Source organism: Moritella sp. 28 (assembly GCF_018219435.1).
Classification (GTDB): Bacteria; Pseudomonadota; Gammaproteobacteria; order Enterobacterales; family Moritellaceae; genus Moritella.
Genome location: NZ_CP056121.1, coordinates 2326068 through 2343615 on the forward strand (window position 1 = coordinate 2326068; position 17548 = coordinate 2343615).

Genomic DNA, 17548 nt, shown 5'->3' on the forward strand with positions numbered 1-17548 from the left:
ACACAATAGTAGCGTTTTAAGTCGGAAGGTCTACCGACACTTGGACAAGAATAGATAAAATTTAAAGAATGTTGTTAAAAATAAAGTGAATTTAAAAAAACCACCAGTGTCAGTTAGTGTCAGTTAATGTTAGCTACTGTAAGCTAGCGTCATCTGGTGTCGGCTAGATCCCTGTGTAGTAAGTGATTTAGCAATTTTAAATACATTTAGTTATTAGCAATGAATGACTGAATTCCACTTTTTAGGCTGAGTGTGAGTAATGATAAAAAATAATATAATAAAAAAAATAAATAGAATGACGGTTCGAATATTTTTCATTATGGGGATGTTAATTTTAAATGTAAATCAAGTGAGAGCTGGTGATGAAATACCTACTGAAATAGCAGGTATCACACAAGTTAGTTCCAATACGGTTAACTTTTATGTTGGTAGTAATGACTGGGCTGATGTCCATTATAAGATTAACGGTGGAAAGCAAAGAAATCTTCGTATGGAGTTATCTGGAAATGGTAACAGATTCGAGCTAAATAATTTATCTCGCGGTGACGAAATTAGTTATCGTTTTACTTATTGGGGAAGTGAAGGGCACGCGGTTGTTACTTCCGTTAAAAATTATACGCTCCAATCTGATCAAGCTAAAGATACTGATAATGATGGTGTAGTTGATAGCATTGATCAATGCCCGGCAACTCGTCAAGGAGCCACTGTTAATGACGTTGGTTGTGAACTTGATAGTGACAACGATGGTGTGGTTGATAGTTTAGACCAGTGTCCAAATACTCAAAGTGGTCAGGCTGTTGATACAAATGGTTGTGAAGTGGCTACTGAAATGACAGGGATCGAACAAGTTGGCTCAGATACTGTTAATTTTTATGTGAATAATAATGCCTGGGCTGACGTTCATTTCAAGGTCAACGGAGGAGGACAGCGAAATATTCGCATGCTTGAATCTGGACATGGTAATCACTTTCAGTTAAATAACCTGTCTATTGGTGATTCGATTGTTTATAGCTTTACCTACTGGACTGGAAAGTCTGCAACTGACACTGAAAGTAAAACTTATACGCTTGAATCTAGTTCTGTAAATGATACTGATGGCGATGGCGTAATTGATCGTATTGATTTGTGCCCTAATACTCGACCAGATGTAGTTGTTAATGAGGTTGGTTGTGAAGTCGAGCCTGAAATTGACTCTGATGGAGATGGTATTAACGATGCAATAGATCAGTGTGCAAATACGCCAACTGGTACTCCAGTCAATGAGTTCGGTTGTCCTATCAATGACACTGATATCACGCCTTTATTTAATGCTGACACAGTATTGGAACCAAGTGTTATTTCAGAGACTAGTTATGCCGTAATAACTCGTTTTGCAGATCGTGGTCGCGATCGTCACGCAAAAGAAGATCATTTTCAAGCATACGATCATTACCTCTCACATTATTGGACTCATAGAACTGCACGTTTTAAATTTGTTGATACAGTAAGTAAAGGTGGCAATAACATTGAAATTACTTTTGTTACAGAGTGGAAGCTTGGTGTTAAAGAATTTAGAGCTTGGTATCGAGGAATTGGTACTGTAGCTGAATATCATGGTAATTATGAAGATCATGTACAAGAAATGGCGAAAGGTACTTTTGATGATAACCTGGAGTTGATAAGTACTGATGGGGAACAGTATAAATATCGACTTACTATTGATGAATACGTTGCACTTGATGGTACTCGACGTAATTTAGCGGTCGGTCAGTATATGGAGATTGAAGTGAGTCAATTTCTTGATAATGCGCCAGAAGGCCGTGACAATTATTATGGTACAACTTACCTTTATCAAGTCGGTGTTGGTGGTATGATTCCTTGGAAAACGGTAGGTGATTTTGCTGACCAGTCTTCAGAACGTGAAAACTCTTATCCTATCGATGAGTCTGCTTGGCTAGGTGGTAAAACAACCCTACCTTATCAATACACTGCCGAACCAGATAATCACTTTATGCAGATGGCGACAAACCTATCGAGCATTAATGGCCAACCTTTTGTTTTAGGCCGTCGTGTTCATCATACTGATATGATTACAGGGATGCATGATGAGTCAGTAAAAAATGGTGTTTTTGATGCGCTTAAAAATATAGCTGGGACACATTATGTTAACAGCTCATGTTCTTCTTGCCATGCCAGAAATGGTCGCGCACCTGTTGCTGACGTTGGCGAGGTATTAGACAAATGGGTGTTTAAAGTTGCGGATAGCAATGGAAATCCACATCCGCTTATTGGGTCCGTACTACAGCCAAACAATGTTGGAATTGCAGAGCAAGATAGTGAAGGTGGTGTTGTTCTTGGTGCTTGGAGTGAATCTAATGGTTTACGCTCTCCAAATTATGAGTTTTCTAAAAATAGACCAGCCAAACTTTCTGCACGACTTGCACCCCAACTTGTAGGCTTAGGCTTACTTGAAGCTGTTAGTGAGGAGGTTATTTTACAACGTGAAGATCCTCAAGATACAAATCAAGATGGTATTTCAGGTCGACCTCAAAAGGTAACTGACCCCGTTACTGGCGAAGCTCGTCTAGGCCGGTTTGGTTATAAAGCAGGAGCGTCTAGTTTGAAACATCAAATTGCAGGTGCTTTAAATACTGATATGGGGGTGATGACGAGTGTGCTACCTAATCCTGATTGTGGAGCAGAGCAGAAAAATTGTAACAATAGTCAAGGGGCTGAGCTATCTGATGAGAATCTTGATAATTTAGTTAAATACATTGCTTTGTTAGGTGTTAGACCTCAGCGTGATATTGAGCAACAACAGGTCATTGTTGGTAAGCAGAAGTTCAATGCTATTGGTTGTGAAAGTTGTCACCGAGATACAATGCAAACGAGTTCATATGCACCATTTGCAGAACTTAGAGACCAAACTATTCATCCTTATACGGATCTGTTACTTCATGATATGGGGACTGGCTTGGCTGATAACTTAGGTGAGGGTCAAGCTACAGGAGCAGAATGGCGGACTGCGCCACTTTGGGGGCTAGGTCTTTCAGCTTGTGTTACAGGCGGTGTGATTGATGTCGACCGCAATAAGCGGGGCGATGAAGTTTGTTCACCAGATGCAAGTTATCTACATGATGGTCGCGCAAGAACAATCGACGAAGCTATTCTGTGGCACGGCGGTGAAGCTCAAACATCCAATGATAATTATCAAAACTTATCAAGGGGTGATAAGCAAGCTTTGATTGCCTTTTTACGCTCTCTATAGCTAGCGTTAAATAACGATTCAAAGCCATCTAATAATATTAGGTGGCTTTGAACTCGTTTACAGAAATTAATTTGTGTGAAATAGTTCTAAATATTTTTTTGTACTTTCTTACCGGCTAAAATTAGAATTTGTATGTTGCAGCAAGGTATGCAGAAGCAATCGTTACGTTAGTATCCTTAGCCTTTTTTTGTTCAAGTTTAAAAGAATCAGCTTCATAACCAATACGGAAACTTATATCTGAAAATGCAGCGGGTGTATATTCTAAACCAGCGCCCCAGTGTATAGCTTGTGCATTTTTATCGTCGTATATTTTTACTGATTGATCGAGATCTAGTGATGAAAGACCAAGAATAGCAAAAGGACGTAAACCGTTTTGAAAAGTGTAACCAAGATTAGCAGCTACAGAAAAAGTTTTTGGATCCCACTTATTCGATTTATTCGCCTTATTCGGCGTCATGCTACCATACTTTGTATATTGAGCTTCAATTGCTACGATACGGTTAAACTGGTAACCACCAATAAGTTTTAGTGTAGTACCATCTGTTTTGCTCTTCACCCCTTTTGCATCTGTGCCGATTGCTGATTTACCAACACCACCACCAAGGTAGAAGCCTGAAACATCTTGGTTTGCCTGAACACTTGTTGTTAATGAAAGTGCCGCTAAAGTACCTGCAATTATAATCGATTTCATGTCGTCTCTTCCTATGCTATATAATAATTTATGGCCGCAATTATAGGGAAAGTTCACTTTTAAACAATTCAATAAGACTGGTTAGTTGTAAGGTTTTGTCAGGTAGTGTAAAGGCTTGAATATAAACATATAAAGTTTAAACAGAACAAGTGAAATAGTAATATTTATTTTAAATTCAGCTGTTTACTGTGATTTTTCATTGTCGCTAATCATGCGGTATTCATATATGTTCATTTGTGGTCGTAATTATAGAAATAGCTTATTTTTAATTGACTTAGCAGCAGAGGTCACTTGTAAGGTTTTGTCAGGTCATGTAAGAATTGGCCTATAAAAATATAAAGTGGACATACATCAATTACATATAACCACTGTATAGAGCAGTTCTAGATATTGCTTTGTGCTTTCTTGCCAGCTAAAACGAGCCAGCTTTGCGTTGTCTGCAATCTTAGCCCATGTTTTAGGTTTGTTCGCATAGAGTTTGATTGCTTCGTTAAAGCTAAAGCCATTTTCTAAATGCTGAACGTTGATGATCTTTTGAAAGTCGAAAATGACTTAGTGAAGCATGGATACAAGCGAAGTATTGATACACCGATAGAAAAACACCGCAAAAGGTTGTACTTCTTTGATAATTTCGGGTTTGAGTGGATTCGTTCAGCTTGGCGATATTATTCATGGTGATCACATGTTTTTTTATAAATAATACGTCCATGACTTGTCGGGCTAGGACGTATTATTTAACGGTTTTAATTTTTAAGTTAAATTTGGTTAATTAGCTATTTTTAACATGATCAGTCACTGGGCTATTTACAATATGGCAGCCGTAATAAGAATGGCCTTGACTACCATCCCAATATCGCACAGATGCTAGATTATAGCTTTTGACTTTATAATAAGTTGTGTCATAGGTTTTCGCGGGCACTTCGTGAACTTTCTCTGGATCTTGAGGTGTCACGGTAAAGTTATTGAATAGCGAAGCAACATCATACTGATATCCAGGAGTACCTTCATGATGAGATTTTATTTTTTCATGAACTGATGGGTAGTAAAGAGCAAATTCAACATCAGCATTATTTGTGCCGCTAAATAGTCTTATTGTTGCTTGATGAATACCTGAGACGTGAGAGCTTGTCGTATAAGATGAATGTGTAGGGGTCGCTAATGCATTGGTTGCAGTTAATTCATACCCGGCCGTTGAACTGCTGATGCTGAATGATACCGGTAGGTTTTCCACTGTATTATGACACTTAATGTTTACACCAGCCTGTGCAGATGTTGCGATAAAACCCGAAATACACAATAGCGATAATTTTTTAATCATTGTTAATCCTTTGTTGTAATGACAAATTTAAGTTCTTCTCCTAGAACATATTCATAATAGCGTACGCTCAAATAAAAATAGTTATCATTATCAAAATGATTGTGTTTATGTCAATTAGTACTAGTTATTGATAGAGATAGATCGAGATCGAATGGGTTATATCTTATTTTTAGTGTTATGAATTAAGTTAAGATCTTATTTGGGTGTTTTAATTTACTAAGATTGGGGTGATACTCTGTGAGGTATTGATTTTTAATCGAAAAAAAACCACCGAGCAAAGCAGGGTGGTTTAGATATTTATCACTGTATTAGTCTAGTCGTGTGTATAGAGCAGTTCTAGATATTGCTTTGTGCTTTCTTGCCAGCTAAAACGAGCCAACTTTGCGTTGTCTGCAATCTTAGCCCATGTTTTAGGTTTGTTCGCATAGAGTTTGATTGCTTCGTTAAAGGCACTAATCAAGTTATCACTTTGCTCTTGCAGTGATGAACCGTTAAAGCTAAAGCCATTTTCTAAATGCTGAACAGTGTCTTTTAGACCGCCAACAGCATGAACGAGGCAAGGTTGACCATCACGCATAGCTAACATTTGGCTAATACCACAAGGCTCGAATGAACTTGGCATTAAGAACAGATCACCATGTAGATACATTTGATCGGATAATGTCTGGCCATAACCGTTTAAGAATAAGAAATTATCGTGACTTGCCATTAGCTGCATGAATTCAAATTCAATGCGAGTATCGCCAGAACCTAGAATGATCATGCGGCCATTCATGCGTGCAAGATCATCAAGTAACACAGACAATACTGTTTTACCTTGATAAGGCTGACGTAATAACAGTGCTTTTTGATCGGTTAAACGACCAATGCTAGTCACTAAAAAATCAGTGAAAGGTGCTTGGCTATTCCAGCTATTGATCTGTTCATTCGCAAGGTAGTGTACCGTTTTTAAATGCTCAGACTGTGCTAACCAGCGCTTAACTTGTTGCTGTGCTGGGGCCAAGAAGGTACTTAGTGCAGCTGGTTTCGTGCGTTTTTTACTGACTGTGTCTGTGTATTCACAGCCATTTAAAATACCGACTAAACGATTTTGCTGTTTTGCGTTTGCCAGATCTTGTTCTAGTCCTTCGCCACCAAAGAAACCATTGCTAGCAACACTGGCGTGCAATACTTCTTCTGCATAAGTCGGTGATACCACATGGACTTTGTTACACAGATTGATACCGGCGCGCATTGGGTTATAGCAGTGGTTATAACGCGGATCGCAAATGGCATTTTTATCAAAATTAAGTGTTGGGAACCAGTGTAGTAAACTTGATTTATCGCCTGTAATAGGACGGATACCTTGCAAGGCAATGTTATGCACGGTGTAAACCGAGTGGATATTAGCAAGTTCTTTATATTTCGGTGTATATTGGGCTAATACGGCTATTGTTGCACTGTGCCAGTCGTGTAAGTGTAATACATCAGGTCGGGTTAATTTTGACTCGATAAGAAGTTGGCATACAGCAAGATTAAACAAGGCGTACTTTGTTGCGTCAGTAGCAAAAGGGCGGTTGCCTTCGTCATGGCTATACACATGGCCGCCTTGACTAAATAAGGGATGTTGTAGTACAAACTGACGTACTTTATTTGGTGTTTCGGGTAAAAACAGTTCGAATAAGGTAACGGTTTCGCTTTGTCCTGCAAACTCAACCTTTACACTTGCAAGTTGGCGTGACTCAAACTTTTTCGCGTAATGACCATAATCAGGGATCAGAACATCAACGCTTACATCATGGTTAGGCAAAGCTTTTGGTAAATCCCGAACTACGTCAGCAACGCCACCAACTTTAGCACCTGGTATCGCATCATTTTCGGCGGCTATCATTAAAACGTGCATGAATAAATTGTCCTTAAAGCAGAATATTAAACTTGTCTGATTGAAATATAATCGTGGAATTAAAGAGACTTATTGTTATAAAACAAAAATAGCAATAAGTCACTTAGTTAAGAGACTTATTGCTTATAAAACATTGATTTTCAGTTATCGATTAAACGAGTTCTGCAGTTTGTTTAGCGGCTTTTTCTAGTGCTGCTTTAACGCCCTTTTCTGCCATTCTTTTAAGCATATCCGATGTTACTAAGGTGATCCCTTTTGCGGATACGCGGAAACCGTTTGCTAAGTCTTGGTCTTTATCATAGCCTACGATCAATCCGGCTGGTAATACACATTTGCTGTCGATGATAGTACGGCGCAACTTACAATTTTCGCCGATATTAGCACCCGGTAATATTACCGACTCTTCAATTGTTGAGTATGAATGCACATGTACATTTGAAAATAGCAGTGATTTACGGATTATTGAACCTGAAATAATACAACCACCGGAAACGGTCGAATCAACAGCCATACCACGGCGCACATCGTTATCAAAAACAAATTTAGCTGGTGGTAGTTGTTCTTGGTACGTCCAAATTGGCCAGCTTGAATCATAAAGGTTAAGTTGTGGCTCAGGTGTCACCAGTTCCATGTTAGCTTCCCAGAACGAGTCAAGCGTGCCTACATCGCGCCAGTACGGTTGTTGATCACTATTTGGATCGCTGAATGGGAATGCAAATACTTGATGATCTTCAATGATTGCGGGGATGATGTCATTACCGAAATCACGATCAGATGTAGTTCGCGTCGCATCTTTTTCTAGTTGATCAAATAAGAACTCAGTATTAAATACATAGTTGCCCATCGATGCTAAACACTGCCCTGGTTTACCTGGGATCTCATTTGGTTGTGCAGGTTTTTCGTCGAAACGCTTAACGCGGTTATCTTCGTCTACTGTCATTACACCAAACTGGCCAGCCGCTTCTTCTGTTGCGACTTCGATACAGCATACCGTCATGTCAGCCCCATTTTCAACGTGCTTAGCAAGTAGATCACCGTAATCCATACGATACACGTGGTCACCAGACAAGATCATGACGTATTTTGGCATTTCTGAACGAATAATATCGATGTTTTGAAATACAGCATCTGCCGTACCTGAATACCAATCGTTACCGTAGCGTTGTGATGCCGGTAAGATCTCGACAGACTCAGACAATTCTTTCTTGAAATGTCCCCAACCACGGTTTACGTGACGGATTAATGAATGTGATTTGTACTGAGTTGCAATACCAACACGACGGATCCCAGAGTTAATGCAATTAGATAATGGGAAATCAATAATGCGGAATTTGCCACCGAAAAATACAGCTGGCTTTGCGCGCCAATCTGTTAACTCATGTAAACGACTACCTCTGCCGCCTGCAAGGATCAAGGCATAAGTATCTTTAGTTAAGTTACTAATATAACGATGTGTACCTTTTGACATATTACTTCTCCATAAGCTTGTGTCGAAATTAGGTTTAATTATCAACCCTTGAAATTAACTATTAAATCAATGCTTTAAGTTACTTTCATTGTAAGGCCAAGAGTAATCAAGGGCTTAATAAATAGTGTTAAATCAAGCGTCCAGCTGTGTTAGCTTCCAAATATCTTGATTGTATTCATTAATTGTTCGGTCGCTTGAAAACGTGCCACTTGCTGCGGTGTTCAGAATGCTTAATCGTGTCCATGCTGCTTTATCTTGATAGGCGAGGGCGGCTGATTGTTGCGCTTCACAGTAGCTTGCAAAATCATGGGCGACTAACCACTGATCATGCGGGTTTAAAATTGAGTCGATTAATGGTTGGAATAAACCATTTTCAAATAAGTTGAAATGACCACTGTTGAGTAATGTCATTACACTGTTTAGTTTGTCGTCATTGGCAATGATATTTTCAGGGTTATAGTGAGCACGGATATCGGTGATTTGTTCGCTTTGAGCACCAAACAAGAAGAAGTTATCTGCACCGACAGCATCACGGATCTCAATGTTTGCCCCGTCTAATGTACCGATAGTGGCAGCGCCATTCATCATGAATTTCATGTTGCCTGTACCAGACGCCTCTTTACCTGCGGTTGAGATCTGTTCTGACAAGTCCGTTGCTGCACAGATAGTTTCCATCGCTGTTACGTTGTAATTTGGTAAGAATGCAATACGTAACCAAGGCTGTGCTAGCGGATCGGCATTGATCGTTGCGGCAACGTTATTGATTAATTTGATCGTCAACTTAGCAATGAAATAACCCGGCGCCGCTTTACCACCAATTAATACGCAGCGTGGTGTCATACCTTCGGTATCACCACGACGGATGCGATCATAAAGATGGATAACATGCAGAATATTAAGTAACTGGCGTTTGTATTCGTGCATACGTTTAACTTGAACGTCAAACATCATGTTGGTATCGAATTCAACCCCACATGCTTCTTTGACTAAATCCGCTAATTTTTGTTTGTTGTGTTTTTTAACGTCTTGCCACTTGGCATGGAACTTAGCGTTGTCATAATAACGACGTAGTTTACTGATTTCGCTTAAGTCACGGGTCCAGTTATGACCAATCTTGTCGCTAATCAGTTCGCTTAGTTTTGGATTACAGTGTGCTAACCAACGACGTGGCGTTACACCGTTTGTTTTGTTATTGAATTTGTTTGGTGACAGCTGATAGAAATCATTGAATAAACCTTCACTCAATAACTGGGTGTGCAATGCGGCAACACCGTTTACCGAGAAACTCCCCACAATTGCAAGGTAAGCCATGCGGACTTGTGGATCATCGCCTTCTTCGATAATTGATAACGCACGTTGTTTATCAACATTACCTGGCCACTGACAAGCGACTTCCGTTAAGAATCGCGCATTGATTTCATAAATAATCTCAAGCAGGCGGGGTAATAGGTGTGAAAATAAACGTACAGACCATTTTTCTAATGCTTCTGGCAACAGGGTATGGTTGGTGTACGCCATTGTAGACGTTGTGATCTGCCACGCGAGATCCCAATCTAGATCATGCTCATCCAGTAGTAAACGCATCAGTTCTGCAACCGCCACACTTGGGTGCGTATCATTAAGTTGGAACACGTGGTATTTAGCAAAATCAGTAAAATCACTGCCGTGTACTTTTACCCATTCAGCAATGATGTCTTGTAAGCTAGCAGACGTAAGGAAATATTGCTGACGTAAACGTAGCTCTTTACCGTTTTCACTGGCATCGTTTGGATACAGCACCATGGTAATTTGTTCAGCTAAATTTTTACGTGCAACCGCTTCGGTGTAGCTACCAGCGTTGAATTCACCGAGATCAAATTCATCTGTTGCCGCTGACTTCCAAAGGCGAAGCGTATTAACGATACCGTTTTGATAACCAGGAACGGGTACATCATAAGGCACAGCGAGTACATCTTCAGTCCCAACCCATTGGTGATGAGTGCGACCTTCTTTATCTTGATAGGTTTCTACATGACCAAAGAACTTAATACGGCGGTTATGCTCTGGCGCGGCAACTTCCCAAGGGTGGCCATCACGTAGCCAGTTATCTGGGTGTTCTACTTGATGACCATTTTCGATGCTTTGATTAAACATACCGTATTCATAACGGATACCGTAGCCTGTCACCGGTAGTGCTAAACTTGCACAGCTATCGAGGAAACAAGCAGCTAATCGACCTAGACCACCATTGCCTAAACCGGCATCGTGTTCTGAATCTGCAATGGATTCTAATTCACAGCTGTAATGGTTCAGGCCTTTACGAACACTGTCTTCTAAATCAAGGTTTAGCACCGCATTACCTAATGCGCGACCCATTAAGAATTCTAATGAGATATAAGCTGCACGACGTGTTGGTTGCGTTTGCTGTCGTTTTTTTGTCGCGCGTGATTTTTCCATTAAGCGATCACGGATTGTTAATGCCAGAGCATGGTATAGATATTGTGGCGATTCACCGACTTCATCACGACCAAGGGTATAATGGAAATGACGTTTTAAATCTTCAGGCAAGGTTCTGGCATTCACCACTGGCCCATTATTTGTCTCTAACGTACAAACTTTGTTTGTTTTAGATTTATGTTTTTTTAATGACATATTACTTCCTTTATTATGACATTTGGGCTAACTATTCTTTTATTACTGTGGTTATTTTTTGCTATTTTTGGGGTGCTAAGTACACCGTTGATAGCGGTGGTAGCGCTATACAAATACTTTGTGTAAATCCTTGCCATTCAACGTATTCGGCAGTGTAACTCGCTTGGTTTGCAAAACCGCTACCGCCGAATTCAGTATCATCGGTATTAACGATAACCTCATATTCACCGAGATTTGGTACGCCAATGCGGTAGTTTGAGTGGCATGCAGGTGTCATATTCGATACCACGACAACATGTTCATCTTTTGCTTTGTTATAACGTAAAAAACTAAACACGGATTGCTCGGCATTACTTGCGTCAATCCAATCAAAACCTTGATGATCAGTGTCTAACTCAAATAAGGCATGTTGATGACAGTAACTGTTATTTAAGGCTTTTATGAGCGCTTGAACACCTTGATGCGCTGGTTGATCAAGTAAATGCCAGTCGAGTGATTGGTCATGATTCCATTCTGCACGTTGGCCAAATTCACAACCCATAAACAGTAGTTTTTTACCTGGATGTGCCCACATGAAACCGTAATAGGCACGTAAATTAGCAAATTTTTGCCAATCATCTCCGGGCATCTTGTTAAGCAGTGAGCCTTTACCGTGTACAACTTCGTCATGGCTTAGCGGTAAAATAAAGTTTTCACTGAATGCATAAGCTAATGAAAAGGTCATTTCATGGTGGTGATGCTGGCGATAGAGTGGGTCGCAGCTCATGTATTCTAAGCTGTCATTCATCCAGCCCATGTTCCATTTATAACCAAACCCAAGACCACCTTGGTCAGTGAACGCTGTCACACCTGGCCAGGCTGTTGATTCTTCGGCAACCATCATGATGCCTGGATGATTTTTATAGCAACGCTGATTAACTTGTTTTAATAATTCAATGGCACCTAGATTTTCACGGCCCCCATACTGATTTGGGATCCACTCACCTTCTTGACGGCTGTAATCGAGATACAACATGGATGCCACAGCATCAACACGTAGACCGTCAATGGCAAAGTTATCAAACCAAGCAAGTGCATTTGAAATTAAAAAGCTTTGTACTTCTGCGCGATCATAATTAAAGATATGGGTTTGCCAATCGGGATGGAAGCCTTGACGTTTATCCGCATGTTCAAAAAGATGTGAGCCATCAAACTGTGCTAAACCATGTGCATCAGCAGGGAAGTGTCCAGGTACCCAATCGATTAATAAACCGATGTTGGCTTCGTGACAAGCGTCAACAAAAAATTGGAAATCTGCCAAACTACCAAAACGACTGGTCGGGGCAAATAAACCAACAGGCTGATAACCCCACGAACCATCAAACGGAAATTCACTGATTGGCATTAATTGGATATGCGTAAACCCAAGATTTTTTACATAAGGTACAAGCTGTTCGGATAATGCTTTATAACTTAAGAACTGATTATTCTCGTCTCGTTTCCATGAACCCGCATGCACTTCATAGATACTAATAGGTGCGTTAATCGCGTTTCGTTCTGCTCGTTGTGCCCATGCTTTCGCTGGAGACTGCTGCCATGCACCAGAGTTTGCTTTAGTGGGGACACATGATGCCGTTTGCGGTGGTAACTGCATGGACGAGGCAAATGGGTCGGCTTTTTCTAAGCGCTCACCATTTTCGGTAATGATACTGAATTTGTAATTATTGTCGGTATCAGAATCAGTAATATCGGCAATGAATATTTCCCAGATACCTGCACCAAGGTGTTTACGCATTGGGTGACGCGTTGGATTCCAATGGTTAAAATTACCGATCAAACTGACTGAGTTTGCATTTGGTGCCCATACCGTAAAACGAACGCCTTCAACATTATCGATGATAGTCCAATGCGCACCTAAATGGCGTTGGGCTTGTTCTAACGTACCTTCGTTAAATAAGTAAACGGCTTTTGGATCTAAGGTTGATGCAAATTTATAAGGGTCTTGCTCGACTACGGTAGAAAATGGATATGCGATTGTGAGTTGATAATTAGCATTGTATTGTTTTTTTGACAAGCTAAGAACAAACAGGTCGCTGGTACCAACACGTTGATAACGTCGCTGGTGGTTTTTATCTTGATAAAACACCTGTTGTGCACCGGGAATGAAAGCGCTAAGTGCGTACTTATCACTGGTGATTTGGTGTGGACCTAAAAAAGCAAAAGGGTCATCGAGTGTACCTTGGTTTAGCGCATCGATTTGATGACTAAAGCGTTCTTCAAAGCGCCCTGTTATTGTTGGTGTAGTCGAAATGTTACTCATGATCCATCCTGGATTAAACGTATTGTTAGTTATCTATTTAGTACGTAGCGTTGATACAACGCTGTTATCTGTACCGTAGGTATTAGGTAAATATAAATCGGCTTTATGATCGTTATGCCATTCATTACTATTAATTAAGTAGCGAAAATGAAAATGCTGGTTTATGGGTAAACGAACTTTAGTGCGGAAAACGTTATCTTTTTTTATGTACTTCATTGGTATTGCTTGCCAATTATTAAAGTCAGCATGGAGTTCGACAATATCACTGTTAATTAATGATGTACTGGTATCGCAGGCGAACTCAAAAGTAACATCGGCCTCGGCTTTTGTTTTAAAAAAACGTTTTTTTAACATGTTATCTTCCTTGTCGTATGTCATCGGTTTAACAAATCAAACCTGTTTCGCTTACACGTTTAAATTAAGCTTATCCACCTAATTGGGTAACCATATGTGGGTATTATCATTAAGGTTTGATGTTAATTAAAGCTATTATCATTCATGTTGTGACGTAGGTCACCTTCTCTTGGTTTCATTCGTAACAATGCGTCATTTCTTATGCTTAATGAGGTTTCAGTTATATTCTAATTAAAAACTAACCAATTAGTAATATTAATTATCTGGACAGATGAGTGGATGACAGATATCAAGAATACTTAACGCAGAGCAAATTGACGATGCTGATGCTGATGCTGATGCTGATGCTGATGTTGATGTATTACGGGCTATTTACTTAACAAGCTAAACCCTTGATTAAAACAAGTGTTTTTTTGGTATTCACTTAGTCTAAAATTAGAGCGATAAATCACTTTATTTGTAAGATTTGTAAGGGGAAAACTTAGCGGATTTAATATTCCTCGTTAATCGTCATTTTAACGATACAATGTCATCACAGAATATTTACAACATTATATGGATTATGAAACCTATTTCGTTTAGAACTTATATTTCTGGCATTTTCATTTTACTCTTTAGTATATTTAGCTTAACGACGATAGTGGCAGGGGTAAGCCATATGGAGTCAGAAAAAGTGAATTTTACAAACGAGTATGTAAAGAAATATACCAGCAGTTTGCAAAGCCAAATTAAACTTATTTCGATCCCTGCGATCACTTCCCTTGATATGTTGATAGTCGTTAACTTAGTTGAAAATAACGACAAAGATTTAGCATGGCTAGCACCTATAGCGACAACATTAATTAAAAATCCGTATATGACCTCCCTATATGCAGCGAATCAAGATGGCAAGTCGGTTTTTATTTATCGAATCACAGAAGATATGCGTAGTTCTGAGCATACGCTGCCAGCTAATGCTGTATTCAGTGTTAACTTCAATCAGGTAAGTGGAAAGCAACGTCGTGTATTTTTGAATAAGGAATTAGAAGTTGTTTCTTGGGAGTATTATGACAATGGTGGTTATGAGCCAAGAGTTCGCCCTTGGTTTAAAAACACAAAACTTGATGGCAGTATTTTATTTTCTAAGCCGTATAAGTTTTACCCTTCTCAACATTTAGGTATTACATTTTCACGTCGTGCCTATGACGGTAAAAGTGTTGTTGGTGTCGACTTTGATTATCAGTCGTTATCACGAGTAGCTCAGGACATGAAGTACTCGAAACATGCGAAGACTTTCTTATTAACCCCAACGAAAGATGTCATTGCCAGTAACATTGATATAGATAATGACTATTTACTAGAAAGTAGTGAACCAGGGCTAGTGAAAGCGCTGGTAAATTTAGATCGTTTAGTCCCCTTTAAAACGGTAATGCAATCTATTACTAATAACGGTCAAGCCTCTCGGTTATTAATAACCCCGTTGAATGTTGGAGACGAACACGTTATTTATCTTGTTAATCTGATTAAAGAACAAGAGTTTTTAGCTATGTCAGCCTATTTTAGTTCCCACTTCAATATTCAAAATATGCTGTTTTTAACGCTGATATTTTTTATTATTAGTATTTTGTCGACTAGGCGGATCGCGAGGCCGCTTATATATTTAAATAAATCTTTAACTAATATTCAAACATTTAAGTATCGCCATAAGAAATATCAACCCTCAAATATTGCGGAGATCGATCAACTTAATGAAACCATGTTATTGATGGAAAGCGTGCTCGTTGATTTCTTTAATAACCTTTACCATGTGGCTCGTTCATCTAAGCCTGAAGAGTTATCCGCTTCGATTGTTGAACAGACAGAAGTTATTTTATCTGCAAGTAGTTGCCAGTTGTTCATCACGAATAGAACAAATAGACAAAAATTTCATCTCGCAGCCAATTCGGGTTCTATTCCTGAGTTTGAACTTCAGTCTTTCGCTCATGACAATAAAGACGTATTTGATAAACATGTGCATAAATTATCAGGGGAAGGTGCTAAAGCTATTTTTTCTGGTGGGCCGTGTAAAACAGGTTTTATTATTCCTTTAATGAACCGTAAAGAAGAAAATATCGGTGTTTTAGTGATCGGCTTTAAAGACAAAATAGATAAAACCGCCTACGATCGAATTCGCTTGGTACGAAATTTTATTGGTTTTAACGAAATAGTATTAGAACATTTAGAGAAAGAACAGGAACAGCAGGAATTATTCCATTCTTTTGTGATGATGACAGCGACCGCGTTAGATACAAAATCCCCTTACACTGGCGGTCATTGTCAGCGGGTACCGGAAATTACCAAATTAATCGCCGAGGCGGCTGAATCAGATACGGGCCTATTTGCTGATTTTTCGCTAACTTCAAAAAGCAGGGAAGAGCTGTTAATTGCCGCCTGGTTACATGATTGCGGTAAAGTCACAACGCCTGATTATGTGATGGATAAAGCAACGAAGCTTGAAACTATTTATGATCGTATTCATGAAATACGTATGCGTTATGAAGTGTTAAAACGAGATGCTGACCTTGTATATTGGCAGTCGATAGCAAAGGGGATGGATAAGTCTCGAGCCCAGCAAGTTTGCCACGAGCTAAAAGCGGAATTAGATGAAGAATTTGCATTTATAGCAAGTTGTAACCCGGGTAGTGAATTTTTAGCACCGGAAAAACAGCAACGATTAACCGAGATATCAAAACGTACTTGGTTAAGAACATTGCCTGATGATATTGGTATCTCTCAACAAGCGTTAGCGAAAAAACCTGCGGGTTTGAATCAGCTGCCTGCCATTGAGAATGTGTTAGCGGACAAACTAGAACATTTATGTACATGGGAAGAAAAGCAAAAGCAGAATAAGAATAGTAAACGTGATTTTAAAATACTGCAACCCGCGCACCGCTTTAACCGTGGTGAAATACATAACCTTATTGTTAAGGCCGGAACCTTAACAGAGGAAGAGCGTTACCACATTAACGATCACATTGTGCAAACATACATAATGCTAGATCAGATTATGTATCCTGAATACTTAAAGAATGTTCCGTTAATTGCTGGTAGTCATCACGAAAAAATGAATGGTGAAGGTTATCCTCTGAAATTAAAAGGGGAAGACATCCCGATGGGTGGTCGTATGATTGCTGTCGCTGATATTTTTGAAGCTCTGACAGCATCTGACCGTCCCTATAAAGACGCTAAAAAGTTAAGCCAAGCATTAAAAATAATGGCATTTATGGTAAAAGACGAGCACCTTGATCATGATGTGTTTGATTTGTTTTTAACAAAAGGCGTCTACGAATCTTATGCGGATGAATACTTAAAACCTGAACAACTTGATTTTGTCGATGTTGATGGGCTTAGAGCTATTTATATCAAAAAATAATCGATATAAATACACCGATTAGCGACTTGTCACATTTGTAATTAAATAACAAAATACTCGCAAATACCTATTTGTGAGTATTTTTATTGGTGTTTTTGTTGTTTTTAAATTACAATAATGGCAGTATTTATCAATTTTCAATTATTAAACGCTATATTACGTTATATAATTACGTTCCGGTTCACACTTTTGATCTCCTTCATGCTACCTCATAATTAAAATTGATCTGCATCATTATTAACTCCTAAGTAATACCTCAAAATACCT

The 17548-nt window shown here is 39.3% G+C and carries 9 protein-coding genes; 2 read left to right on the plus strand and 7 right to left on the minus strand.

From position 1 onward, the window contains the following. Positions 1 to 259 precede the first annotated feature (259 nt). Positions 260 to 3247 (plus strand): di-heme oxidoredictase family protein, encoded by a 2988-nt coding sequence (locus HWV02_RS22960; RefSeq protein ID WP_211690420.1) that lies wholly within the window; start codon positions 260 to 262, stop codon positions 3245 to 3247. A gap of 121 nt (positions 3248 to 3368) precedes the next feature. Here the strand turns inward: HWV02_RS22960 and HWV02_RS10380 are convergent, their stop codons facing one another. From HWV02_RS10380 to HWV02_RS10410, 7 genes are all read right to left on the minus strand, one after another. After that, positions 3369 to 3938: a porin family protein gene (locus HWV02_RS10380; RefSeq protein ID WP_211679575.1), complete on the minus strand. Its 570-nt coding sequence runs from the start codon at positions 3936 to 3938 to the stop codon at positions 3369 to 3371. 769 nt (positions 3939 to 4707) lie between these two features. Continuing rightward, positions 4708 to 5256 (minus strand): hypothetical protein, encoded by a 549-nt coding sequence (locus tag HWV02_RS10385; RefSeq protein WP_211679576.1) that lies wholly within the window; start codon positions 5254 to 5256, stop codon positions 4708 to 4710. A 313-nt stretch (positions 5257 to 5569) separates the two neighbouring features. Continuing rightward, complete coding sequence (locus tag HWV02_RS10390; protein WP_211690421.1) at positions 5570 to 7138, minus strand: glycogen synthase; 1569 nt, start codon at positions 7136 to 7138, stop codon at positions 5570 to 5572. A gap of 151 nt (positions 7139 to 7289) precedes the next feature. Next, the gene (glgC, locus tag HWV02_RS10395; RefSeq protein ID WP_211679578.1) at positions 7290 to 8606 is read right to left on the minus strand and encodes a glucose-1-phosphate adenylyltransferase; all 1317 of its coding nucleotides are present in this window, start codon (positions 8604 to 8606) and stop codon (positions 7290 to 7292) included. Positions 8607 to 8738: 132 nt separating this feature from the next. Beyond that, on the minus strand, positions 8739 to 11237 hold the full coding sequence (locus HWV02_RS10400; protein ID WP_211690422.1) for a glycogen/starch/alpha-glucan phosphorylase: 2499 nt from the start codon (positions 11235 to 11237) through the stop codon (positions 8739 to 8741). Between the two features lie 61 nt (positions 11238 to 11298). Beyond that, positions 11299 to 13536, minus strand: coding sequence for a 1,4-alpha-glucan branching protein GlgB (glgB, locus tag HWV02_RS10405; RefSeq protein ID WP_211690423.1), 2238 nt, complete (start codon positions 13534 to 13536; stop codon positions 11299 to 11301). Positions 13537 to 13569: 33 nt separating this feature from the next. Beyond that, entirely contained in the window at positions 13570 to 13890 is a 321-nt protein-coding gene (locus tag HWV02_RS10410; protein WP_211679581.1) for an isoamylase early set domain-containing protein, read from the minus strand. A 673-nt stretch (positions 13891 to 14563) separates the two neighbouring features. Here HWV02_RS10410 and HWV02_RS10415 point away from each other — a divergent pair. Continuing rightward, positions 14564 to 17281 (plus strand): HD domain-containing phosphohydrolase, encoded by a 2718-nt coding sequence (locus HWV02_RS10415; protein ID WP_255550656.1) that lies wholly within the window; start codon positions 14564 to 14566, stop codon positions 17279 to 17281. The last annotated feature ends 267 nt before the right edge of the window (positions 17282 to 17548 follow it).